The sequence below is a fragment of the Streptomyces sp. NPDC029216 genome, from assembly GCF_040648015.1.
GTDB lineage: Bacteria > Actinomycetota > Actinomycetes > Streptomycetales > Streptomycetaceae > Streptomyces.
Window position 1 is genome coordinate 14,632 of the sequence record NZ_JBEZWL010000047.1, and the last position, 24,794, is coordinate 39,425.

Annotated in this window: 16 protein-coding genes; 5 read left to right on the forward strand and 11 right to left on the reverse strand. The window is 70.6% G+C overall.

What is annotated here, in order from left to right; all coding sequences use genetic code 11:
- Positions 1 to 25 precede the first annotated feature (25 nt).
- The 5 genes from dxs to AB0F18_RS18760 all read right to left on the reverse strand — a co-directional run bounded on the left by dxs (position 26) and on the right by AB0F18_RS18760 (position 6,896).
- On the reverse strand, positions 26 to 1,942 hold the full coding sequence (dxs, locus tag AB0F18_RS18740; RefSeq protein WP_362061719.1) for a 1-deoxy-D-xylulose-5-phosphate synthase: 1,917 nt from the start codon (positions 1,940 to 1,942) through the stop codon (positions 26 to 28).
- Positions 1,943 to 2,195: 253 nt separating this feature from the next.
- Entirely contained in the window at positions 2,196 to 3,455 is a 1,260-nt protein-coding gene (locus AB0F18_RS18745) for a sugar ABC transporter permease (RefSeq protein WP_362061796.1), read from the reverse strand.
- Between the two features lie 29 nt (positions 3,456 to 3,484).
- Positions 3,485 to 4,273, reverse strand: a complete 789-nt coding sequence (locus AB0F18_RS18750) for an ATP-binding cassette domain-containing protein (protein ID WP_362061722.1) — start codon at positions 4,271 to 4,273, stop codon at positions 3,485 to 3,487.
- 175 nt (positions 4,274 to 4,448) lie between these two features.
- Positions 4,449 to 5,564, reverse strand: coding sequence for a substrate-binding domain-containing protein (locus AB0F18_RS18755; protein ID WP_362061725.1), 1,116 nt, complete (start codon positions 5,562 to 5,564; stop codon positions 4,449 to 4,451).
- Between the two features lie 117 nt (positions 5,565 to 5,681).
- A complete protein-coding gene (locus AB0F18_RS18760) occupies positions 5,682 to 6,896 on the reverse strand; it encodes an ROK family transcriptional regulator (protein ID WP_362061728.1) in 1,215 nt (404 codons plus the stop codon).
- A gap of 525 nt (positions 6,897 to 7,421) precedes the next feature.
- Here AB0F18_RS18760 and mgtA point away from each other — a divergent pair.
- Positions 7,422 to 10,142, forward strand: coding sequence for a magnesium-translocating P-type ATPase (mgtA, locus tag AB0F18_RS18765; protein WP_362061730.1), 2,721 nt, complete (start codon positions 7,422 to 7,424; stop codon positions 10,140 to 10,142).
- Between the two features lie 96 nt (positions 10,143 to 10,238).
- Positions 10,239 to 11,768: a glycosyltransferase family 39 protein gene (locus tag AB0F18_RS18770; RefSeq protein ID WP_362061733.1), complete on the forward strand. Its 1,530-nt coding sequence runs from the start codon at positions 10,239 to 10,241 to the stop codon at positions 11,766 to 11,768.
- Between the two features lie 63 nt (positions 11,769 to 11,831).
- On the opposite strand, the gene AB0F18_RS18775 is transcribed toward AB0F18_RS18770, so the two are convergent.
- The 5 genes from AB0F18_RS18775 to AB0F18_RS18795 form a co-directional block, all read right to left on the reverse strand.
- The gene (locus AB0F18_RS18775; protein WP_362061736.1) at positions 11,832 to 12,758 is read right to left on the reverse strand and encodes a carbohydrate ABC transporter permease; all 927 of its coding nucleotides are present in this window, start codon (positions 12,756 to 12,758) and stop codon (positions 11,832 to 11,834) included.
- A 12-nt stretch (positions 12,759 to 12,770) separates the two neighbouring features.
- Positions 12,771 to 13,715, reverse strand: a complete 945-nt coding sequence (locus AB0F18_RS18780; protein ID WP_362061739.1) for a sugar ABC transporter permease — start codon at positions 13,713 to 13,715, stop codon at positions 12,771 to 12,773.
- Between the two features lie 38 nt (positions 13,716 to 13,753).
- Positions 13,754 to 15,181, reverse strand: a complete 1,428-nt coding sequence (gene ngcE, locus AB0F18_RS18785) for an N-acetylglucosamine/diacetylchitobiose ABC transporter substrate-binding protein (RefSeq protein WP_362061742.1) — start codon at positions 15,179 to 15,181, stop codon at positions 13,754 to 13,756.
- Positions 15,182 to 15,399: 218 nt separating this feature from the next.
- Positions 15,400 to 18,114, reverse strand: coding sequence for an aconitate hydratase AcnA (gene acnA / locus AB0F18_RS18790; RefSeq protein ID WP_362061745.1), 2,715 nt, complete (start codon positions 18,112 to 18,114; stop codon positions 15,400 to 15,402).
- 262 nt (positions 18,115 to 18,376) lie between these two features.
- Positions 18,377 to 19,369 (reverse strand): LacI family DNA-binding transcriptional regulator, encoded by a 993-nt coding sequence (locus AB0F18_RS18795; protein ID WP_362061748.1) that lies wholly within the window; start codon positions 19,367 to 19,369, stop codon positions 18,377 to 18,379.
- Positions 19,370 to 19,536: 167 nt separating this feature from the next.
- Here AB0F18_RS18795 and AB0F18_RS18800 point away from each other — a divergent pair, with 167 nt between their 5' ends.
- Entirely contained in the window at positions 19,537 to 21,429 is a 1,893-nt protein-coding gene (locus AB0F18_RS18800; RefSeq protein WP_362061751.1) for an amidohydrolase, read from the forward strand.
- A gap of 158 nt (positions 21,430 to 21,587) precedes the next feature.
- On the forward strand, positions 21,588 to 23,117 hold the full coding sequence (locus AB0F18_RS18805) for a UDP-N-acetylglucosamine 1-carboxyvinyltransferase (RefSeq protein WP_362061754.1): 1,530 nt from the start codon (positions 21,588 to 21,590) through the stop codon (positions 23,115 to 23,117).
- Positions 23,118 to 23,173: 56 nt separating this feature from the next.
- Here AB0F18_RS18805 and AB0F18_RS18810 read toward each other — a convergent pair whose 3' ends face one another.
- Entirely contained in the window at positions 23,174 to 24,325 is a 1,152-nt protein-coding gene (locus AB0F18_RS18810) for a helix-turn-helix transcriptional regulator (RefSeq protein WP_362061757.1), read from the reverse strand.
- 177 nt (positions 24,326 to 24,502) lie between these two features.
- Here AB0F18_RS18810 and AB0F18_RS18815 point away from each other — a divergent pair, with 177 nt between their 5' ends.
- On the forward strand, positions 24,503 to 24,718 hold the full coding sequence (locus tag AB0F18_RS18815; protein ID WP_362061760.1) for a hypothetical protein: 216 nt from the start codon (positions 24,503 to 24,505) through the stop codon (positions 24,716 to 24,718).
- The last annotated feature ends 76 nt before the right edge of the window (positions 24,719 to 24,794 follow it).

Below are 24,794 nucleotides of genomic sequence, written 5' to 3' on the forward strand. Positions count from 1 at the left end.
AACCGCGCGATCCGGACGGTGCCGGTCAGTCGACGGTGGCGGCCGGCTCGTCCTCGAAACGGCCGTCCAGCTTGGCGACCAGTCCGGTGACCTGCCGGGCGATGTCCGGGGCGGTCAGGCCGATCTCGGCCATGATCTCCTTGCGCAGCGCGTGGTCGAGGAAGCGCTGCGGAATGCCGAAGTCGCGCAGCGGTACGTCCACGCCCGCGTCCCGCAGGGCCTGCGAGACGGCGGCGCCGACACCGCCGGTGCGGCCGTTGTCCTCGACGGTGACGACGACCCGGTGGCGGTCGGCGAGCGGGGCCATGGCCTCGTCCACCGGCTTGACCCAGCGGGGGTCGACGACGGTCGAGGAGATGCCCTGCTTGTCGAGCAGGCCGGCGATCTCCAGGCACATCGGGGCGAGCGCGCCGACCGAGACGATCAGTACGTCCGGACGGGTGACTTCGGGGGCCGGCAGGCGCAGCACGTCCATGCCGCCGACCTTGCCGACGGCCGGGACGGCGGGGCCGACGACGCCCTTGGAGTAGCGCACGACGGTCGGGGCGTCCTTGACCTCGACGGCCTCGCGGAGCTGGGCGCGCAGCTGCTCGGCGTCGCGCGGGGCCGCCAGGCGCAGTCCGGGGACGACCTGGAGGATGGACATGTCCCACATGCCGTTGTGGGAGGCGCCGTCGTCGCCGGTGACGCCGGCGCGGTCCAGGACGAAGGTGACCCCGCACTTGTGCAGGGCGACGTCCATGAGGACCTGGTCGAAGGCGCGGTTGAGGAAGGTGGCGTAGACCGCGAAGACCGGGTGGACGCCGCCGGTGGCGAGGCCGGCGGCCGAGGTGGCCGCGTGCTGCTCGGCGATGCCGACGTCGTAGATGCGGTCCGGGAAGACGTCCGCGAACTTCTTCAGGCCGACCGGGTGGAGCATGGCCGCGGTGATGGCGACGATGTCCTCGCGCTCGTGGCCGAGCTTGACCATCTCGTCGGCGAAGACGGAGGTCCAGCTGGCGGCGGCGGTCTTGACCGGCAGGCCGGTGTCCGGGTGGATCGGGCCGATGCCGTGGAAGCGGTCGGCCTCGTCCTGCTCGGCGTGCGTGTAGCCGCGGCCCTTCTGGGTGAGGCAGTGCACGATGACCGGGCCGCTGAAGCGCTTGGCGCGCTGGAGGGCGGACTCCAGGGCCTCGATGTCGTGGCCGTCGATGGGGCCGATGTACTTCAGGCCGAGGTCCTCGAACATGCCCTGCGGGGCGATGAAGTCCTTGAGGCCCTTCTTGGCGCCGTGCAGGGTCTCGAAGAGCGGCTTCCCGACGACGGGGGTGCGCTCCAGGATCTCCTTGCCGCGGGCCAGGAAGCGCTCGTAGCCGTCCGTGGTGCGCAGGGTGGCGAGGTGGTTCGCGAGGCCGCCGATGGTGGGGCCGTAGGAGCGCTCGTTGTCGTTGACGACGATGACCAGCGGGCGGTCCTTGGCGGCGGCGATGTTGTTCAGCGCCTCCCAGGCCATGCCGCCGGTGAGGGCGCCGTCGCCGATGACGGCGGCGACGTGGTGGTCCTCGCGGCCGAGCACCTCGTTGGCCTTGGCGAGGCCGTCGGCCCAGCCGAGGACCGTCGAGGCGTGCGAGTTCTCGATCACGTCGTGGTCGGACTCGGCGCGCGAGGGGTAGCCGGACAGGCCGCCCTTGGAGCGCAGGCCGGCGAAGTCCTGGCGGCCCGTGAGCAGCTTGTGGACGTAGGCCTGGTGACCGGTGTCGAAGAGGACCTTGTCCTTCGGCGACTCGAAGACCCGGTGCAGGGCGATCGTCAGTTCGACCACGCCGAGGTTGGGGCCGAGGTGCCCGCCGGTCTTGGAGACGGCATCGACCAGGAAGGACCTGATCTCGGCGGCGAGCTGGATCAGCTCCTCCTGGCTGAGCCGGTCCAGATCGCGCGGTCCCTTGATGCGGGTCAGCAGCACCCGTGCCTCCTTGCAGTTGCTGGCTGGTCTGTCGAGTCTAATGTTCCGCTCGCGGGCGGAATCATCGGGCGGTACCGGGAGTGGCACGCCCTTTGTCATACCTGTACACCTGGCGGCGCAATCACACCTCCCAAACGGACGTATGACCGCACATCCGTACGTACGCTTGTACGCACAGGTGCCCGGTGCCACACGGAGTGGCACCGGGCACTGTGACGGGTGTTACCGCCTGGGCGAGGCCCCGGGCGCGCGGTCAGGCGCGTCCGGCGGTCTTCTGGGTCTTGCGGGTGACCGAGTCGATGACCACGGTGGCGAGCAGTACCGCACCGGTGATCATGTACTGGATCGGAGTCGCGATCCCCTCCAGGGCCAGACCGTACTGGATGGAGGTGATGACCATGACGCCGAGGAGGGCGTTCCAGGTGCGGCCGCGGCCGCCGAAGAGGCTGGTGCCGCCGATGACGGCCGCCGCGATGACGTTCATCAGCAGGTCGCCGGCGCCGGCGCTCTGGTTGGCCGCCGCGATCTTGGAGGCCCAGAAGAGCCCGCCGATGGCGGCGAAGGTGCCGGCGATGGCGAAGACGGCGATGCGGATGCCGTTGACGTTGATGCCGGCGCGACGGGAGGCCTCGACGCTGCCGCCGAGGGCGAAGACGTTGCGGCCGAAGGTGGTGCGGCGCAGGACGAAGTCCGTGCCGACCAGGGCAAGGACGAAGAGCACCAGCGCGAGCGGCAGGCCCTTGTACTGGTTGAACACGACGGCGGGACCGAAGGTGAACACGGCCAGCAGGCCGGTGCGCAGCAGGATCTCGCTCAGCGGCCGCGAGGGGACCTGGGCGGCCTCCCGGCGGCGGTTGTCGAGGTAGGTGGCGAGGAAGTACGCCACCGTGGCGAGGGCCGCGAGGCCGTAGCCGGCGGCCACGTCCGAGAAGTAGTACGTGGTGAGGCTGCCGACCACGCCGTCGGGGTCGAGGTTGATGGTGCCGTTGCTGCCGAGGATCTGCAGCATGGCGCCGGACCAGAACAGCAGGCCGGAGAGGGTGACCGCGAAGGCCGGGGCGCCGATCTTGGCGAAGAAGAAGCCGTGCAGGGCGCCGATCAGGGCGCCGCCGACGACGGAGGCGAGGATCGCGAGCCACTCGTTGACGCCGTGGGTGACGGCGAGGACGGCGACGATCGCGCCCGAGACGCCGCTGACCGAGCCGACCGAGAGGTCGATCTCGCCGAGCAGCAGCACGAAGATGATGCCGACGGCCATCATGCCGGTGGCGACCATCGTGATGGCGATGTTGGAGAGGTTCTCCGGGGAGAGGAAGTTCGAGTTCAGGCCCTGGAAGATGCCCCAGATGATGATCAGGCCGAGGACGACCGGGATCGAGCCCAGGTCGCCGGCCTTCATCTTGCGGCCGAACTCGCTCAGGTACCCGGTCAGGCCCTGCTCGCGCACGAGCAGGCGCGGGTCCACCACGGGGATGGCGTCCGCCGGGGCGGCGGGGTTGGCCAGCTTGGCCACGTCCTCCGCCGCGGTGTGGTGTTCGGTGCTCACTTGCGGGCCTCCCCGGTGCGGGCCGCCCGGCGGGTCACGGCGTTGTCCGTGGCCCCGGTGATGGCGGAGATGATCTCTTCCTGCGAGGTGTCGGCGACGTTGAAGACGCCGTTGTTGCGGCCCAGCCGCAGTACGGCCACCTTGTCGGCGACGGCCTTCACGTCGGCCATGTTGTGGCTGATGAGGATGACGGCGTGGCCGCGCTCGCGCAGCCGCTCGACCAGGTCGAGGACCTGGGCGGTCTGCTCGACGCCGAGGGCGGCGGTGGGCTCGTCGAGGATGACGAGCTGGGGCTCGCCGAGCATCGAGCGGGCGATCGCCACCGTCTGGCGCTGGCCTCCGGAGAGGGAGGCGATGGGGATCCGGACGCTGGGGATCCGGATGGACAGGGTGGTCAGGAGCTCGCGGGCGCGGCGCTCCATCTCCACCTCGTCGAGCACGCCGTAGCGCTTGAGCTCGCGGCCCAGGAAGAGGTTGCCGACGACGTCGATGTTGTCGCACAGCGCGAGGTCCTGGTAGACGGTCGCGATGCCGAGGTTCTGGGCGTCGTGGGGCTTGCCGATGGAGACCGGACGGCCCTCCCACTCGATGACTCCGTCATCGATGGGGTGCACGCCGGCGATCGTCTTGACCAGCGTGGACTTGCCGGCGCCGTTGTCGCCGACCAGGGCGACGACCTCACCGGAGTGGATCTCGAGTTCTACGTCGGTCAGGGCCTGGACGGCGCCGAACCGCTTCGAGACCCCTCGCAACGCCAGCACGGGCGCAGCGGACACATGAACCATCTCCTTCGCCGCCTGACCGGCGGGGATGTCGTGCAAAAGAGCAGGAGCGGGGCGGATGGGGATACGACAAACGAGTGAAACGTTTCTGCCCGGCGCCCCGCGGGTGGCGGGGGCAAGGGGGCGGGGCGCCGGGCAGGGCAGGGGGGCCGCCTCTCCGGGGAGGGCGACGGGGGGCCTACTTGAGGCCGAGGGAGGCGCAGGCGGCCGCGTACTTCTCGGTGCAGATCTCGTCGACCGTGTAGACGCCGTCCTTGACGACGGTGTCCTTGATGTTGCCCTTGGTCAGCGAGACGACCGGGACCAGCACGGCGGGCACGCCCTTGGTGGTCGCGCTGTCGACCTTGTTGTTGATGATGTCGTCGGCCTTCTTGCCCTGGGCGAGGGCGACGGCCATCTCGGCGGCGGCCGCGGCCTCGGGGGCGTACGGCTTGTAGACGCTCATGAACTGCTCGCCCGCCACGATCCGCTGGACACCCGCGAGTTCGGCGTCCTGGCCGGTGACCGGGGGCAGGGGGTTCAGACCGGCCGCCTTGAGGGCGGTGATGATGCCGCCGGCCATGCCGTCGTTGGCCGAGTAGACGCCGATCACCTTGTCCTTGCCGAGCGCGGAGAGGGCGCCCGCCATGTTGGTGTTGGCGTTCTCCGGCTTCCACTCCTTGGTGTCGTACTCCTTGCCGATGTTCACCTTGCCGTCGAGGACGGAGTGCGCGCCCTTCTTGAACATCGCGGCGTTCGGGTCGGTGACGGAGCCGTTCATCATGACGATCTGGCCGTCCTTGGCCTTGTCGCCCAGGGCCTCCAGCAGGGCCTTGCCCTGCACCTTGCCGACCTCTTCGTTGTCGAAGGAGGTGTAGCCGTCGATCGGGCCCTCCGCCAGGCGGTCGTAGGCGACGACCGGGATGCCGGCGTCCTTGGCCTTCTTGACCGAGCCCGCGATGGCCTTGAAGTCCACGGCGTCGATGATGAGGACGTTCACCTTGTTGGTGATCATGGTGTCGACCTGGGAGTTCTGCGTGGTCGCGTCCTGCTTGGCGTTGGCGTAGACCACTTCGCCCTTGCCGTTGGTGAGATCGGAGATCTTCTTCTCGATCAGCGGCTTGTCGAACTTCTCGTAGCGCGCGGTCTGGTTCTCCGGCAGGAGCAGACCGACCTTGATCGCGTCACCGGCGGCGGCACCGGAGGGCTTCTTCTCGCCGCCCCCCGCTTCCTTGGCACTGCCGCAAGCGGCCAGCGAGACGGCCATGGCGCCGGCGGCTACGGCAACGGCGGCTCTACGCATACGCGTGTTCATGAAGTGAACCTCCCTGACGAGGCCGCAACACTGCGGCCGAGGTGGTGTGAGTCAACCCCGGCCGCGAGTTTGTCGTCAAGGAGTGAATCCTTAACGAGATGACAACGGAGTCATCCGTTATCTAAATGAAGACAGGGCGGCGGGGGCCCGCACTCCCATCCCATTTTCCGTCAAAACCGTCGAATCGCCCATTTCGCTGAGTACGAGAGCGAGTGCGCCGAGTACTTCCGCGCGGCTGCCCAGGGAGCCCGTCAGCACCGACAGCTGCCGGGCCGCGCTGGGGATCGCGTACCGCCCAACGGATTCACGGATCGGCGCCAGGACCAGCTCGCCGGCCTCCGCCAGCGAGCCGCCGAGCACGATCCGGCTCGGGTTCAGGAGGTTGCAGAGGCTGGCCACGCCGCTGCCGACGTGCCGGCCCACGTCGGTGATGACCCGGCGGCAGCCGGGGTCGCCCTCTCGGGCCAGCTCGACCACCTTCTCCATCGTCAGCTCCGGCCCGTGGCTGCCCTGGAGCAGCGGCAGTACGTAGCGGGCGGCGGCGAAGGTCTCCAGGCAGCCGCGGTTGCCGCAGCGGCAGACCGGGCCGGACTCGTCCAGGGTGATGTGCCCGATCTCGCCGGCGGTGCCCCCGGGCCCCCGGTAGATCCGGCCGTTGATCACCAGGCCGGCGCCCACACCGCTCGCCACCTTGATGTACGCCAGGTCCCTGACCCCGCGCCCGCTCCCCCACACCAGCTCGCCGAGCGCGCCGAGGTTCGCGTCGTTGTCCACGTAGACGGGTACGCCGAGCCGCTGCGAGAGCTCCTGGCGCGGGTTGATCCCCGCCCAGCCCGGCAGGATCGCGGTGGAGCCCAGGGTGCCGGACTCCACGTCGATGGGGCCCGGGACGCCGAGCCCGACGCCGATGACCTTGTCGCGGGCCACGCCGACCTGCTCGACCAGCCGTCCGACCAGCGCCTCCGCCCGGTCGAAGCCGTCCACCCAGGAGGCGTCCACGTCCAGCGGCTCGGACTCCTCGGCCAGCACCTGGTGCGCCAGGTTGCCGACGGCCACCCGCAGGTGGGTGTGGCCGAAGTCCACGCCGATCACGATGCCCGCGTCCCCGCTGAGCGAGACGCTGCGCGCCCGCCGGCCGCCCGCCGAGGTGTCGGTGACCTCGACGGTCCCGCCCTCCTTGAGCTCACGGACGATGTTGGAGACCGTGGCCGCCGACAGTCCGGTGGTACGGGCGATCTCCGCCTGGGTCAGCGAACCCGCGAGGCGCACCGCCCGCACGACCCGTTCGAGATTCGCGCGATGCAGTGAGGACTGCGATCCGGGAGTCTGCACGACTCATCCACTCCTGCCCATAAGCGACGGCCATCCGTCGCCCCCCGGCCGGTCCTCGCGGCGGTACGCTCCGAGGCCCCGGCTTCTCTCCAACTTGTGAACCTTAAGTCGAGCCTTTGGCCCCTCTGACGTCAAGGGCCGGAGACATGACGAAACGGACACCGCTGGCCAAAAGGATGAACACCGCCCTCCGAGATCGTGTTACGGTCGCTGAGGCGCCGGTCCTCTGCGGCCTTTCCGGCCGGACCTGGCGCCGCGTACTGACGGCGCGACGCGAGGAGGTGTTCGGGATGAGTCCCGACCGAAGTCTTCGCCGCGCTCTCGTCGGCTGACCGTTCCGTTCAGGAACGCTCCTTTTTCCTTCTTTTCCCTCTTTCGCATGCCCCGGCTCTCCTGTCAGGCATACGTCATCCATGTCCACGGCGCACCCCGTGGCGGCTTCCGCCACCCCGCGCCGCACCATGACCACTCCACGTGACCGCGCGGCCGCGCGCTGCCCGGACGCGGTGGAGGGAGGTATTCGTCATGACCATGCTCACCCCTCGTACCCCGACGAAGCTCGCGCCGCCGGGCCGGGGCCGCCGCGAGCGCAAGGCCGCCGAGCTGGAGGCCGCCACCCGCCTCGTCGGCGAGCGCCTCGCCGCGATCAGCGCCCGCCCGGCCGTCCGGGTGCTCCAGGAGACCGGCACCCCGCCGGGCGGCCTCACCCACGGCGAGGCCGTGCGCCGCCTGGGACTGCACGGCGCCAACGTCGTCGCCCGGGAGCGCACCCCGCACTGGGCGGTGCAGCTCGCGAAGGCCTTCTGCAACCCCTTCATCGGCGTCCTGGTCTTCCTGGCCGCCGTCATGTTCTGGCAGGACCCGAGGGACCCCGGCGTCCTCATCCTCTCCGTGATGGTGGCGGTCAGCGGACTGCTCCGCTTCTGGCAGGAGTACCGCTCCGGCCGCGCCGCCGACGCCCTGAAGAAGCTGGTGACCACGACCTGCGCGGTGCAGCGGCGGGCCGGCGGCGGTTCGGTGCCGACCACGCTCGAAGTGCCCATGGACCAGGTGGTCCCGGGCGACCTGGTCAGGCTGGCCGCCGGTGACCTGATCCCGGCCGACCTGCGGCTGCTCACCTCCAAGGACCTGATGGTCAGCCAGGCGGCCCTGTCCGGCGAGTCGTTGCCGGTGGCCAAGGCCGACACGCGACCGGAAGACCTCGGCCGGCACGCGACCACCGACCCGGTGGAGGCCGACAACCTCTGCCTCATGGGCACCTCGGTCACCTCCGGCACCGCCACCGGCGTGGTCGTCGCGACCGGATCCGACACCTGGTTCGGCTCCATGGCCGGCACCCTCACGGGCGAGCGCCCGCAGACCAACTTCGACAGCGGCGTGCGCAAGGTCAGCTTCCTGCTGATCCGCTTCATGCTGGTCATGGTCCCGGTGGTCTTCATGATCAACGGCCTGACCAAGGGCGACTGGAACGAAGCCTTCCTGTTCGGTGTGGCGGTCGCGGTGGGCCTGACGCCCGAGATGCTGCCGATGGTCGTCTCCGCCAACCTGGCGCGCGGCGCGGTGGCCATGTCCCGGCGCAAGGTCGTCGTCAAGCGGCTGAACGCCATCCAGAACCTGGGCGCCATGGACGTGCTCTGCACGGACAAGACCGGCACCCTGACCGAGGACCGGATCGTCCTCGACCACTACCTGGACGTGCACGGCGACGAGGACGACGAGGTCCTGGAGTACGGCTACCTCAACGCGCACTTCCAGACCGGCCTGCGCAACCTGCTGGACCAGGCGGTCGTCGACCGTGTGAACGAGGCCGAGGAGGTTGTCGTCGACGCACGGTTCACGATGGTCGACGAGATCCCCTTCGACTTCGCCCGACGGCGGATGTCCGTGGTCCTGAACCGCAACTCGATGGTGGGCGGCCCCGGCCGCTCCGAGCACGTCATGATCACCAAGGGTGCGGTCGAGGAGGTGCTGGCGCTCTGCACCCACCTGAGGGACCGCGGCGAGGCCGTCGAGCTCACCGAGGAGCTGCGCCGGCACGTCACCGAGATCGCCGAGGGCCACAACCGCGAGGGGCTGCGGGTCCTGGCCGTGGCCACCCGCGCCATCGCCGCCCCGCGCGACACCTACACCGTCGCGGACGAGGACCGGCTGACGCTGGTCGGCTTCCTCGCCTTCCTCGACCCGCCGAAGGCCTCCGCCGCGGCGGCCCTGCGGGGCCTGGCCGGCAAGGGCATCGCGGTGAAGGTGGTCACCGGCGACAACGAGCTCGTCGCGGCCCGGGTCTGCGCCGACGTCGGCATCGAGGTCGGCCATGTGGTCCCGGGCTCCGAGGTGGACGCCCTCGACGACACCGGGCTGCGCGCGCTGGCCGCCCGTACGACGGTCTTCGCCAAGGTCAACCCGGTCCAGAAGGCCCGGATCGTCCGGGCCCTGCAGGCGGACGGCCACACGGTCGGCTTCCTCGGGGACGGGATCAACGACGCGGCCGCGCTGCGGGACGCGGACGTCGGCATCTCCGTCGACACCGCCGTCGACATCGCCAAGGAGTCGGCGGACATCATCCTGCTGGAGAAGGACCTGACCGTCCTGGAGCAGGGCGTGGTCCAGGGCCGCACCACCTTCGGCAACACGATCAAGTACATCAAGATGACGGCCTCGTCGAACTTCGGCAACGTCTTCTCGGTCCTGGTGGCGAGCGCCTTCATCCCCTTCCAGCCGATGCTCGCGATCATGCTCCTGGTGCAGAACCTGGTCTACGACATCGCCCAACTCGCCACGCCCTGGGACCGGATGGACGAGGAGTACCTGCGCAAGCCGCGCAACTGGGACGCCAAGGGCATCTTCCGCTTCATGGTGACCATCGGCCCCATCAGCTCGATCTTCGACATCGTCATGTTCGTGGTCATGTGGAACGTGTTCGCCGCCAACACCGTGGGCGAGGCCTCGCTGTTCCAGTCCGGCTGGTTCGTCGAGGGCCTGCTCTCGCAGACCCTGGTCGTCCACATGATCCGTACCCGCAGGATCCCCTTCATCCAGTCCCGCGCCTCCTGGCCGGTGATGGTGATGACGGTCCTCGCGGTGGCGACCGGGCTCTGGCTGCCCTTCTCGCCGCTGGCCCCCGCTCTGGGCTTCACCGCCCTGCCGGCGGGCTACTTCCCCTGGCTGATCGGCGTGCTCCTCGCGTACTGCACGCTGACCCAGCTGGTGAAGACCTGGTACATCCGCCGGTTCGGCACCTGGCTGTAGGGCGTGCCGCGGGACAAACGGCCGTCGTCTTCCCTAACGTCGCCCGCGACCCATCGCCCGGTCCGAGCCGGGCTCGGCAAGCGAGGTGGCCGCCCGATGACCCTCATGTCCCCCGCAGACGGCTCCTCTCCCGGGCCTCCGCCTCCCCAGGAAGCGGAGGCCCGCTCCGGGTCGGCGCCGCCCGACGGGGCAGAACGGTCCCGCGCCCTGTGGGTCTGGCCGGCACTGGCCACGGTGGCGTTCTCCCTCATCGGGGTCAACGGCACCCAGCTGGGCACCGACGAGCTGGTCACCTGGGACGTGAGCAGGCGCGGTGCGCGGCAGATCCTCGACCTGGTGCACCACGTGGACGCCGTCCACGGCACGTACTACCTCCTCATGCACGGCTGGACGGCCGTGTTCGGGGACTCGCACACGGCGCTGCGCATGCCCACGGTGCTGGCCGCGGGCGCGACGGCCGCCCTCGTCACCCTGATCGGACGCCGGCTCTTCGGGCGGCGGGCCGCGCTGTGCGCCGGGCTGCTCTTCGCCCTGATCCCCGCGACGAGCCGGTTCGCCCAGGAGGCGCGCAGCTACGCCCTGGTGATGATGCTCGCGACCCTGGCGACGCTCCTGCTGCTCCGCGCGCTGGACACGCCCCGCCGGCGCAGGCCGTGGGCGGCGTACGGGCTGTGCCTGGCGATCCTCGGGCTGGTGCATCTGATCGCGCTCACGGTCGTACTGGGGCACGCCGTCGCGGTGGTCCTGCGCACCCGCCACGAGCGCCGTGGCCTGGGGCACTTCGTCCTCGCGGTGCTCGCCGCGGGCGCCTGCGTCCTGCCGGTGGTCGTGTTCGGCCGGTCGCAGGCGTCCCGTCAGCTGTTCTGGCTGCCGGAGCCGGGCGCGTGGGGGCTGGTGGAGATCTGGCCCCAGCTGTTCGCCTCGGGCCTGTGCACGGGCGTGGTCGTGGCGCTGGCGGCCCTGGCCTGGCGCGAACGCGGCGGGCACCTCCCCGTCCTGCTCTGTGGCGCCGTCGCCGTACTGCCCCCGCTGGTGCTGTGGCTGGCCTCGCACGGCGAGGTCTCCTACTTCCGCTACCAGTACGCCCTGTTCACCGTGCCCGCCTGGGCGGTGCTGGCGGGGGCCGGGCTCGCGGCGGCCACGCGGTCCCGGTCGGCGCCGGCGGTGGTGCTGAGCGTGGTCGCGCTGCTGGTGCTGCCCGATCAGCGCAGCGTCCGGCGGCCGTTCGAGCACGACGTACCGCACGCCGCGGACTACGCGGGCGCGGCGCGGACCATCGAGAAGTACTACCGCTCCGGGGACGCGGTGGTATACGTGCGCGGCGCCCCGTGGATGCTGGACCAGGGGGTCCGCTACTACCTCCGGCCCGACGTGCACCCGCGCGAGGTGTTCCTGGCCGCGACGGCTGCGCAGAACGACGACCTGTTCCCGGTCTACTGCCCGCGGCCGGCCCGGTGCCTCGCGGGGGAGAGCCGGATCTGGGTGGTGGTGCCAGGCAACAACCTCGACGTCCTGAGCGCGGTGCCCCCTCCGCAGGCCCAGGCCCTGCGGGCGGCGAAGTACACCGTCTACGGCACGGAATCCCTCAGCGGTCTGACCGTGGGGCTCCTGGTGCGCCGGCCGTGAGCGGCGGGCCCGGGCACGGAGCGGCCCCCTTCCCCGGGCGGGGAAGGGGGCCGCGGCGTCGCCCTACTTGAGGGTGGCCGAGGTCAGCCCGGCCTGGATCTGCCGTTGGAAGGACAGGTAGACGACCAGCATCGGGATCATCGCGATGGTCACGCCGGCGAAGAGCACCGGCAGGTCCGTCTCGTAGCCCATCTGGTACTGGAGCTGGATCAGGCCCTGGGTGAGCATGTAGCGCTCGGGGTCCGATCCGCTCTGGGGCTGCATGAGGACCGAGGGGAGGATGTACTGGTTCCACTGGCCCAGGACGTTGAATATCCCCACGCTGATCAGGCCGGGCTTGGCCATCGGCAGCATCACCTGGAAGAAGATCCGGGTGTCGGAGGCCCCGTCGATCACCGCCGCCTCGTGCACCGCCGTCGGCAGGGTGCGGAAGAAGGAGTGCATGAAGAAGACGGTGAAGGGCATCGAGTAGGCGACGTAGACCAGGACCAGTCCCTGGTACGTGTTCAGCATGTCCAGGCGCTTGACCATGAAGAACAGCGGAACGAGCGCCAGGAACACGGGGAACATGGCCCCGACGACGAAGAAGTAGTAGATGATCCGGTTCCCCGGGAAGGGGTAGCGGGCCAGGACGTACGCCGCCATCGAGCCGAGCAGCATGGTCAGCGGGACGGAGAAGGCCAGCACGATGAGGGTGTGGCCGAAGTAGCCGCCGATGCCCTTGTCCCAGGCCCGGCCGAAGGCGTCGAAGTGCCAGTGGGACGGCCAGCTGAGGGCGGAGGCGCCGATCTGGGAGTCGGTCTTGAAGGAACCGAGCGCCAGCCAGACCAGGGGCAGGACGATCAGTATCGCCCACACGGCGAGGAAGCCGTGGGAGAAGACGTTCAGCACCGTGCCGTCGGAACGGGGCTTCGCGCCGCCGCCGGAGCGGCCGCCCCCCTGGGACCGCTCGGCGGCGGACTCGCCGGGTGCCTTGATCACTGTGGTCATCGGGTCTCCCGCTCAGAACTCGATGCGCTCGCGGCGGGTGGCGCGCAGCGTGACGACGGAGAGGATCAGGGTCAGGAGCAGCATGACCACGCCCATGGCGCAGGCGTAGCCGCTCTTGCCGAAGTAGAGGAAGTTGCGCATCAGGACCGTGGCCATGACCTCGCTGTGGTGGTCCGGGCCGCCGCCGAACTGGCCGGAGGTCATGGTGGACACCAGGACGAACATGTCCATGGCGGCGATGCCCAGGTAGACCGCCGAGGTCTGCACGGAGTCCCAGAGCAGCGGGAGCGTGACCTTGAGGAAGGTCTGGGCGCGGCCCGCTCCGTCGAGCAGGGCGGCCTCGTAGATGTCCTTGGGGACGGACTGCATGGCGGCCGAGAAGAGGACCAGGTAGAAGCCGACCCCGTGCCAGACCACCACGAGCAGCAGGCACCAGAGCACCAGGTTGGGCTGGTTGAGCCATTCGACGGGGCGGGCCGGGTCGACGAGGCCGAGCTTGGCCAGGAACCCGTTCAGCAGGCCGCCCGCGTCGCTGCGGTAGACCGCTCCGAAGAGGACGGCGAGGATGGCGAGGGAGAGGACCTGCGGGAAGAAGTAGACGATCTTGTAGAAGGCCGATCCGCGGACGCCGCGCACCCCGCCGGCCCCGCTGCGCCCTCCCGCGTTCACCATGAAGGCGAAGAAGAGGGCCAGCAGGATGGTGATGACGGGGACGAACACCAGGAGCAGCAGGTTGTGCCACAGGGCGCCGCGGAAGACCTCGTCCTCCATCAGGGCCGAGTAGTTCTCCAGGCCGACGAAGTCGAACGTCGGCGACTGGCCCGACCAGTTGGTGAACGAATAGCCGAACGTCTGCACGTACGGCCAGATGACGAAGGTCAGATACAGCGCGAGCGGCAGGACGAGGAAGCCGGCGATGAAGCCGATCCGTCCCTTGCTCCGGGCTACTTGGCTCATGGTGTCCGTCCCTGGTGACGCCGCCGGTGGACGTGGGGTCAGCTGCGGTGGTTGTTCTTGGCGTTGGGGTCCTTGGCGGCCTTGTCCACCGCGGCCTGCGCCCGCTTGATCCACTCCTTCGGCTGGATGCGCTGGGCCATCAGCTCATTGGACGCGTTCTGGATCTCGGTGTCCATTTCGCTGTACCAGTCGGGGTACAGGTAGTTGAAGGTGTCCGCCCCGGCGGCCTTGACGGCGGCCACGGCCGACTGGGTGCCCGGGCGGAGCTTGACGCCCGGGTCCACGCCGTCCTTGACGACGGTCAGGGAGTTGGCCTGCTGGGCGAAGACGGTCGACCATTCGCGGGAGAGCATGGAGCGCAGGAACTCCAGGCCGCCGGCCTTGTTGGCGGCCTTCTCCGGGACGACGAAGGCCTCGTTGGCGCCCGCCCGGATGGCGGTGAAGGGCAGTTTGCTGTCGGCGAGGAGGGGCACCGGCAGGAACTTCATGTCGAAGTCGGCCGGGGTCTGCTTGAGCTGCTCGTTCTCCAGCCAGGAACCGGAGGGGATGAAGGCCGCCTTGTACTGGTTCCAGGCGGTCTGTGACTCCGTGTGGGTGAGGCCGTTGGTGCCGGGCATCAGGTAGCCCTTCTCGACCACCTCGTAGACCGCCTCGACGGCGGCCAGGGCGGCCGGGTTGCCCTCGAAGGCGTTCGGCTCCAGGTTGTCGATGGCCTTCATGGCCTCCAGACCGCCCTTCTTGGCGATCAGGTCCATGATCACTACGTTGATGTAGTAGGGGTACTTCCCCTGGTGGGCCAGGCCGCCGATGCCGGCCTCCTTGGCCTTGGCGCAGATGCCCAGGAACTCGTCCCAGGTCTTGGGCTCGGTCCAGCCCTTCTCCTTGAAGAGCTTGCCGGAGTACCAGAGGCCGAAGACGGTGTAGACGTAGTTGAGGGCGACGAACTTGCCGCCCTGGGTGCCCTGTTGGACCGTGCCGGCGATCAGGGTGTCGCGGACCTTCTTGTCCGGGTCGTCGATCGAGGGGGCGTCGAGGAGGGCCGTGAGGTCGGCGAGCTGACCCCCCTTGGCCAGGACGTCGATCTTGATCATCTGGGCGCCGGAGTCGTTGAGGACGTCCGGCGGGTTGCCGCCGTTGAACCGGGGCTGGAGCTTGGCGGCGATCTCCTGGGTGCCCAGGTGGGAGCTGGTGGTGCCCCACTTCTTGTCGAACGCCGCCTCCCAGGCCTTCGCGTAGTCGTCGCCGAAACCGCCCTTGAAGATGACCACGTCGAGCTTGCCGCCCTTGGCGAGGCCGAACGGGTTCTCCTTGGACACGAGCCCCTTGTCCGGGCCCTTCGTGGAGGTGTCCCCGCCGCCGGAGGCACAGGCGGACAGGAAGCTCATCGTCGGCACGGCGATCAGTCCGAGCGCTGCGGAACGCTTGATCAGATCACGGCGGCCGAGGCCCTCACCGGTGGATCCCATGCTCAAGTCCTCGCCTTCGTCAGGATTGGGGCACAGGTATAGTCCACTTCCGCTTCGCTCAGCAAGATCGTGCGCAAGGATCGTTCCCGGCTTTTCCGAGTTGAGACCTGTCCGTCATCTGATTCCTCCGCCGCGAAAAGCGGAAGGGCCGCACCCCCTTAACGGGGGTACGGCCCTATGGTGCCGATAACCGGCGGATCGCTCCGCCTGGCGCGCCCTTAGCCGCGGATGAGGTTCCGCAGGACGTACTGCATGATGCCGCCGTTGCGGTAGTAGTCCGCCTCACCCGGCGTGTCGATGCGGACGACCGCGTCGAAGGAGACACCGGTGTCGGTGGTGACCTTGACCGTGCGCGGGGTGGTGCCGTTGTTCAGCTCCTCCACACCGGTGAAGGAGAAGGTCTCCTCGCCGGTGAGGCCCAGGGAGGCCGCGGTGGCGCCCTCGGGGAACTGGAGCGGCAGGACGCCCATGCCGATCAGGTTGGAGCGGTGGATGCGCTCGTAGGACTCGGCGATGACGGCCTTGACGCCGAGCAGCGCGGTGCCCTTGGCGGCCCAGTCGCGGGACGAGCCCGAGCCGTACTCCTTGCCCGCCAGGATGACCAGCGGGATGCCGGCGGCCTGGTAGTTCTGCGAGGCGTCGTAGATGAAGGAGACCGGGGCGCCCTCGACGGTGAAGTCGCGGGTGAAGCCGCCCTCGGTGCCCGGCGCGATCTGGTTGCGCAGGCGGATGTTGGCGAAGGTACCGCGGATCATGACCTCGTGGTTGCCGCGGCGGGAACCGTACGAGTTGAAGTCGCGGCGCTCGACGCCGTGCTCCGTGAGGTACTTGCCGGCCGGGGTGTCGGCCTTGATCGCACCGGCCGGGGAGATGTGGTCGGTGGTGACCGAGTCGCCCAGCTTCGCCAGCACGCGGGCGCCGGCGATGTCGGAGACCGGGGTGGTCTCCATCGTCATGCCCTCGAAGTAGGGGGGCTTGCGGACGTAGGTGGACTCGGCGTCCCACTCGAAGGTGTTGCCGGTCGGGATCGGCAGCGCCTGCCACTGCGCGTCGCCCGCGAAGACGTCCTGGTAGGACTTGTTGAACATGTCCTCGCCGATGGCGTTGGCCACGACGTCGTTGACCTCGGCCTCGGAGGGCCAGATGTCCTTGAGGAAGACCGGGTTGCCCTCGGTGTCGGTGCCGATGGCGTCCGTCGTGATGTCCACCTTCATGGAGCCCGCGATGGCGTACGCGACGACCAGCGGCGGGGAGGCCAGGTAGTTCATCTTGACGTCGGGGTTGATGCGGCCCTCGAAGTTGCGGTTGCCCGAGAGGACCGAGGTGACCGCGAGGTCGTGCTCGTTGATCGCCTTCGAGATCTCCTCGTCCAGCGGACCGGAGTTGCCGATGCAGGTGGTGCAGCCGTACCCGACGAGGTTGAAGCCCATCTTGTCGAGGTACGGGGTCAGGCCGGCCTTGTCGAAGTAGTCGGTGACGACCTTCGAGCCCGGGGCCAGGGTGGTCTTGACCCACGGCTTGCGGGTCAGGCCCTTCTCGACCGCCTTCTTGGCCACGAGCGCCGCGGCGACCATGACGTAGGGGTTCGAGGTGTTGGTGCAGGAGGTGATCGCGGCGACGGTGACGGCGCCGTGGTCGATCTCGAAGGAGGTGCCGTCGGCCAGGGTGACCTGGGTCGGGCGGCTCGGGACACCGTTGGCGGAGGCCGGGGAGTCGGAGGCCGGGAAGGACTCCTTGCCCGCCTCGTCGGCGTCGTCGACGTAGTTCAGGACGTCCACGGCGAACTGCTGCGCGGCGTTGGCCAGGACGATGCGGTCCTGCGGGCGCTTCGGGCCGGCGATGGACGGGACGACCGTGGAGAGGTCCAGTTCGAGCTTCTCGGAGAAGTCCGGCTCGGCCTTCGGGTCCAGCCAGAGGCCCTGCTCCTTGGCGTACGCCTCGACGAGCGCGACCTGCTGCTCGGAGCGGCCGGTGAGCTTGAGGTACTTCAGCGTCTCGCCGTCGATCGGGAAGATCGCGGCGGTCGAGCCGAACTCCGGCGACATGTTGCCGATGGTGGCGCGGTTCGCGAGGGAGGTGGCGGCGACGCCCTCACCGTAGAACTCGACGAACTTGCCGACGACGCCGTGCTTGCGCAGCATCTCGGTGATGGTCAGCACGAGGTCGGTGGCGGTGGTGCCGGTCGGCAGCTCGCCGGTCAGCTTGAAGCCGACGACGCGCGGGATCAGCATGGAGACCGGCTGGCCGAGCATGGCGGCCTCGGCCTCGATGCCGCCGACGCCCCAGCCGAGCACACCGAGGCCGTTGACCATGGTGGTGTGCGAGTCGGTGCCGACGAGGGTGTCCGGGTAGGCCTGGCCGTTGCGGACCATGACCGTGCGGGCCAGGTGCTCGATGTTGACCTGGTGGACGATGCCGGTGCCCGGGGGGACGACCTTGAAGTCGTCGAAGGCGGTCTGGCCCCAGCGCAGGAACTGGTAGCGCTCCTTGTTGCGGCCGTACTCCAGCTCCACGTTCTGGGCGAACGCGTCCTTGGTGCCGAACTTGTCGGCGATGACCGAGTGGTCGATGACCAGCTCGGCCGGGGAGAGCGGGTTGACCTTGGACGGGTCGCCGCCGAGCTCCTTCACGGCCTCACGCATGGTGGCGAGGTCCACGACACAGGGGACGCCGGTGAAGTCCTGCATGATCACGCGGGCCGGCGTGAACTGGATCTCCTGGCTGGGCTGCGCCTGGGAGTCCCAGCCGCCGAGCGCCCGGATGTGGTCGGCGGTGATGTTCGCGCCGTCCTCCGTGCGGAGCAGGTTCTCCAGCAGGACCTTCAGGCTGTAGGGAAGGCGCGCGGCGCCCTCGACCTTGTCCAGCCGGAAGATCTCGTACGACTCGTCGCCCACCTGCAGCGTGCTGCGGGCGTCGAAGCTGTTCGCCGACACGACAGTCTCCTTCATGCATGATTTCGCGCGTATTACCGCAATCCTGCCGCCACGCCCTGTGGCCAATCCGCTAAGGTAAGGCTAAGTTAGGTAGCCCTTACCGGCGGGGGCGGCTGCGGTACGCCTTCGGCAGATATCTCGATGTCGAGATAACTCTAGTACATGGCCACGCCTCGGGTCAGCACGCCTCCGTGTCCGTATCGGCACGTCGCGCCGCCCGCACTCGCCGTCCACTTCTGCTGCACATCTCGTCACGGTGCCCTCAACGGAGGGAGGAGGTCCGCTGGAGCAGGGTGGCGGGGACGGTGAGCCCGCCCGGGGAGGCCGCGGCGCCCGGCTCCAGCAGGCCGACCAGGGCCGCCACCGCAGCCTCCGCGAGGGACTCCGGGTGGAGGGTGACCGTGGAGACCGGGGGCCGGCAGTCCGCGTACGCCGGGTCCTCGCTCGCGCAGACCAGCAGCAGGTCCCCGGGCACCGACAGACCGTGCCGGGCCGCGGCGGCCAGCGCCTGGTGGCCGCCCGGGTCGTAGAGGGAGTACACGGCGTCGGCCGCGCCCTCGGCGAAGACCCGGTCGAAGGCGTGGCCGGGCCCGTCGTGGGGGTCGAAGCGGACCGGCAGCGGGGTCCGGCCGTGCCGGGCGCACCAGCGCCCGTACGCCTCGGTGACGGCCCGGGTGTAGTGCTCGTCGCCGAATCCGGCGTGCAGGGCGATGCGGCGGGCCCCGGCCGCCGCGAGGTGGTCGAGGACCTCGTGGGTGGTGGCGCCGTGGTCGTTGTCCACCCAGACGTCGCCGGGGCGCGGGGCGGCGGGGCGCCCGTCGAAGACCAGCGGGATGCCCCGGGCCCGCAGGGCGCGCAGCACGGGGTCGTCGTGCGGGCTGTCGAGCAGCAGCATGCCGTCCACCGCGAGGTGGTGCCAGAGGGTGCCGGCGCCGCGGTCGGCCGGGAGGGTGGTCAGGGCGTAGCCGCGGGCGTGGGCGGCGGAGGTGGCGGCGGTCAGCCAGCGGGAGAAGTAGGCGACGGCCACGAAGTTCCAGGGGGCCCCGGCGAACGTGGTCACGGCCAGGCCCAGGGTGCGGGTGCGGGGCGCGCGCGGGGCTCCGTACCCCAGGGCGGTGGCGATCTCGCGGACCCGGCGGCGGGTGCCCTCGCCGAGCCGGCCGGTGCCGTTGAGGGCGTGCGAGACCGTGGCGGTGGACACCTCCGCGGCGCGGGCGATGTCGGCGAGGGTCGGTCCGGGCGGCACGCGGGTCATCGTACGGATTGCGGGCCGGGTCGCGTACGGGTCGCGGCCCGGAATCCGTACGGGGCGCTGCCCGGGCCGGGCCCGCCCCGCCGTGCGGAATCCGTCGGGGCGGGCGGGTTCTGGTTAAGGGGTTAATCACCCAGTGTCCTGGCCACAGCCAACGGTTTGGAGTGGTCATGACGTCTTCTGTTTCCCGGCGCGGGCTCCTCGCGGCGGCCGGGGCCGCCGGAGCGGCGGGTCTGCTCGGCGCCGGGGCCGCCGGGGCCTCGGCGGCCCCGGCGCGCGGGCCGGCCGCCCTGGTGGTGCACGGGGCTCGGGTGTTCACGGGGACGCCGGGCGGCGCACCGGTGACGGCGGTGGCGGTCGGCCGTGACGGGCGGATCCTCGCGGTGGGCGGCGACGCGCAGGTGCGCCGGCTGGCCGGCCGGGACACCGAGGTGGTCGACGGGCGCGGCGCCACCCTGATGAGCGGGATCCACGACGGGCACGTCCACCCGCTGGGCGCGGGCGACCGGTCGCTGCGGCCCTCGCTGGAGGGGGCGGAGACGACGGCCGCCGAGCTGACGGAGATCCTCACGGGGTTCCTCGCCGACACCGGCGGCGCCGGGGCGGAGCCCGACACCTGGCTGGTGGTGGAGGACTGGAACCCGGTCGGACTGCTGCCCGCCGGCACCCTCCCGCACCACGCGCTGCTGGACGCGCTGCCGACCCGCCGGCCGGTGGTCCTGGTGGGCGGCGACGGGCACAACCTCTGGGCGAGCCGGCGGGCCCTGGACATCGCGGGCATCACGGCCGCCACCCCCGACCCGCCGGGCGGCCGGATCGTCAAGGACGCGGACGGGCAGCCGAGCGGGGTGCTGAAGGACGACGCCCAGGACCTGGTGAAGCGGCACGTCCCCGCGCCCACCCGGGCCGAGCTGGTCGAGGCCTGCGCCAGGGCGCTGGGGCAGGCGGCGGCCTCGGGCGTGACGACGATGATGGACGCCCTGGCCGGGCGGCACGAACTGGAGCTCTACCAGGCCCTCTCGGCGGCCGGGCGGCTGCCGCAGCGGATCGTGCCCGCGATCCGGCTGGACGTGGAGCAGACGAAGGACCCCGCGGCGTCGGTCGCCTACGCGCGGGGGCTGGAGCGGGAGTTCCGGGGTGTGGCGGGGCTGCGCTTCGGCACGGTCAAGGTGTTCCTGGACGGGGTCATCGAGTACCCGGCGCAGACGGCCGCGCTGCTGGAGCCGTACCTCGACGGCGCGGGCCGCCCCACCGGCAACCGGGGCGAGCTGTACACCTCGGCCGCCGACTACGGGCGGCTGACCGCCGCGTTCAACGCGATCGGCTGGCAGATGCACGCCCACGGCCTGGGCGACCGGGCGGTCCGCACCGCCCTGGACGGGTACGAGGCCGCCCTCCGCGTCACCGGCAGGCGCGACCTGCGCAACACGGTCGCGCACCTCCAGCTGGTGGACCCGGCCGACCTGCCGCGGTTCGCCCGGCTCGGAGTGGCCGCCTGCATGCAGCTCCAGTGGGCCACCGCCGACATCTGGACGATGGAGGCGCTGCTGCCGTACATCGGGCCGGAGCGGCACCGCCGGATGTACCCGGCGCGCAGCCTGGAGCGCGCCGGCGCCCGGCTGACCGGCGGTTCGGACTGGCCGGTGGACGCCCTGCAGGTGTGGAACCAGCTCCGTACGGCGATCGACCGTCAGGGCGCGTACGGCGCGGGCGCGCTCCACCCGGAGCTGGAGTCCCTGAGCCGGACCTCCACCCTGCGGATGCACACCCTGGGCACCGCCTGGCAGCTGCGCCAGGACGCGCTGACCGGCACGGTGGAGCGGGGCAAGGCGGCAGACCTGGTGCTGCTGGACCGGGATGTGACGCGCTGCCCGGTGGCCGACATCAGCGGCACGCAGGTGCGGATGACCCTGGTCGGCGGAAAGGTGGTGCACGACGCCGGCTCGGCGGCGGGACGCGCGGCCGCGGCCGGCCTGGCACGCGGGGCGGCGGGCCCGCGCCCGGCCTCGTACGCGGCGGTCCACGGCGGCCGGCACCGGGCGTGCGGCTGCACGGGGCACTGAGGGGCCGAGGGGGTGGGGGCGGAATCCCACCCCCTCTCCCCCTGCCCGAGTTGACACCTGACGACCGATAACCCCCGTATCGCCCGAATCTCGGAACCTTCACCCGTTCGGCCCTGTCCGATGCGATCACCATCTCATATCTGAGATACCGTGCACCCATGGCAGACGACTACCTCGTACGCATCGGCAAGCTCATCCGTGACGCCCGGCAGCACCGGGGCTGGACCCAGACCCAGCTCGCCGAAGCCCTCGGCACCAGCCAGAGCGCGGTGAACCGCATCGAGCGCGGCAACCAGAACATCAGCCTTGAGATGATCGCCCGAATCGGTGAGGCGCTCGACAGCGAAATCGTCTCCCTGGGCTACGCCGGCCCGATGCACCTGCGCGTCGTCGGCGGCCGCCGTCTGTCCGGCGCCATCGACGTCAAGACGAGCAAGAACGCCTGCGTCGCCCTGCTGTGCGCCTCGCTGCTCAACAAGGGCCGTACGGTGTTCCGTCGGGTCGCCCGCATCGAGGAGGTCTACCGCCTCCTGGAGGTCCTCAACTCCATCGGCGTCCGCACCCGCTGGATCAACGACGGCGTGGACCTGGAACTGATCCCGCCGGCCGTCCTCGACATGGACGCCATCGACGCGGAGGCGGCCGTCCGCACCCGCAGCATCATCATGTTCCTGGGCCCCCTGCTCCACCGGATGGACCACTTCCGGCTGCCCTACGCCGGCGGCTGCGACCTCGGCACCCGCACCATCGAGCCGCACATGATCGCCCTGCGCCGCTTCGGCCTGGACATCACCGCGACCGAGGGCATCTACCACGCGAAGGTCGAGCCGGGCGTCTCCCCCGGCCGCCCGATCGTCCTGACCGAGCGCGGGGACACGGTCACCGAGAACGCCCTGCTGGCGGCCGCCCGGCACGACGGCGTCACCGTCATCCGCAACGCCTCGTCCAACTACATGGTCCAGGACCTGTGCTTCTTCCTGGAGGCGCTGGGCGTCAAGGTCGAGGGCATCGGCACCACCACCCTCACGGTGCACGGCGTCCCCGTCATCGACGCAGACGTGGACTACTCCCCCTCCGAGGACCCGGTCGAGGCCATGAGCCTCCTGGCCGCGGCGGTCGTCACCGAGTCCGAACTCACCATCCGCCGGGTCCCGATCGAGTTCATGGAGATCGAGCTCGCCGTCCTGGAGGAGATGGGCCTGGACCACGACCGCTCCGCGGAGTACGTCGCCGACAACGGCCACACCCGCCTGGTCGACCTCACGGTCCGCCCCTCCAAGCTCGAAGCGCCGATCGACAAGATCCACCCGATGCCCTTCCCCGGGCTGAACATCGACAACGTCCCCTTCTTCGCCGCCATCGCGGCGGTGGCCCAGGGCCAGACCCTGATCCACGACTGGGTGTACGACAACCGCGCCATCTACCTGACGGACCTCAACCGCCTGGGCGGCCGCCTCCAGCTCCTGGACCCGCACCGCGTCCTGGTCGAGGGCCCCACCCGCTGGCGCGCGGCCGAGATGATGTGCCCGCCGGCCCTGCGCCCGGCGGTGGTCGTCCTGCTGGCGATGATGGCGGCGGAGGGCACCTCGGTACTGCGCAACGTCTACGTCATCAACCGCGGCTACGAGGAACTCGCCGAGCGCCTGAACTCGGTGGGCGCCCAGATCGAGATCTTCCGCGACATCTGATCCTCCCCGGGGTCCCCCCTGGGGTCCCCGCCCCGACCGCCCCGTCCCGTCGGCGGCTACGGAACCGGTGGTGCACCGGGTCCGCGGCCGTCGCGGGGCGGGGCGGAGGTGTCTGCGGGGGTGTCGAGGAGGCCCGTGCGGGTGGCGATGACCGCGGCCTGGAAGCGGCTTTCCGCGCCGAGGCGTTCGAGGATGTCGGCCACGCGGCGGCGGACCGTGCGCAGGGACATGCCCAGGCGGCGGGCGATCGTCTCGTCCTTGAGGCCGGCCGCCAGGAGGCGCAGCAGGGTGGTGTCGATGTCGCGGGCGGCCTGTTCGAGGGCTTCGGCGCCGAGGGTGGTGGTGTCGACGAAGGCGGTGGCGTGGGTCCAGGCCTGTTCGAAGATGCCGCGCAGGTAGGCGACGAGGTGGGGTTCGCGGACGACGACGGCGCCCCAGGTGACGGTGTCGGCGGGCAGGAACGCCACGGTGTCGTCGAAGACGATGAGGCGGCCGAAGAGTTCGTGGGCCGTGCGGTACTCGCCGCCCAGGGCGGTGGCGGCGGCGACGTAGGCCTGGGTGGGGCCGTGGAAGCGGACCGAGTGCTGCTGGAGGGTGCGCATCCGGATGCCGCGTTCGAGGAGGGCGCGGTCGCGAACCAGGGCCGGTTCGAGGTTGTCGGGGTTGCGCGAGACGTCGCCGGGCTGGCAGGCGATGACCTCGTGGCGGCAGCGGTCGGCCTCCTGCTGGAGGAGGGTCTGGACCGCCGTGATGTCGGGGAGCAGCCTGACCGCGTCCGGGTCGGCGCCGTGGACGCCGGGCTGGGTGAGGCGGGTGAAGCGCTGGATGTCCTCGCGCAGGGCGGCCAGGCGCTGCTGGTGGGTGGCGGTTTCGGCGGCGATGCGGGCCTCGGTCTCGGCCGTGAGGTCCGCCAGGGCCGCCTGTGGGGTGAGGGCGCGGCCCCGGCCGGGGTCGGCGGGATCGCGGTGGACCAGGTGGCGTTCGGACAGCCGGGTCAGGGCCGCCTCGGCCTCCCCGGCGTCGATGCCGAGGTCCCGGGCGACGGCGGCGGGGTCCGTGCGGCCGTGTGCGCGGACGTGGTCGTAGACCCGCCAGTCCGCCGTGCCGTGGGCGAGGGGGGAGCAGGCGCGCGGGGCGGGCCGGTCCGTGCCCGTCATCAGCGCCGTGGTCTCCGCCGGTGTCACACTCGGACCGTTCCGTATGTCCATGTTGAGCGGTTCCTCCCCCTGTCCCCTGGTGATCTGTCACTTTAATGACAGCCGGCACCGCTAGTCCTCAAGGGACACACCAGAAACAATCCTGACAACGGAGCGGTAACGGCGCCTCGCCCCACAGGGCCCCGCCGTTCGATCCCGCCCCCTTCCCATGAACCGAAGGATCCCGTTGTGAACCGTGTCCTCCGCACCGCCTTCGGCGCCGTCACCACCGTGACCGCCCTGTGCGCCCTCGCGGCCCCGGCCGTCTCCAGCGTTTCCCCGGCCGACCAGGCTCCGCTCTCCGGCCGGGTTCAGGCGGCCGGGACCGCCGACCCCGCCAACACCTCCTGGGGCAACTGCCGGCCCAGCCCCACCCACGACTGCATCACGCGCTACACGAGCTGAGTCACGCCCGGGCGGCGCGGCGGTCCGCCGCGCCCCGGAAGAGCCATCCACGCCAGGCCCTGGTCCACCGGCCCGC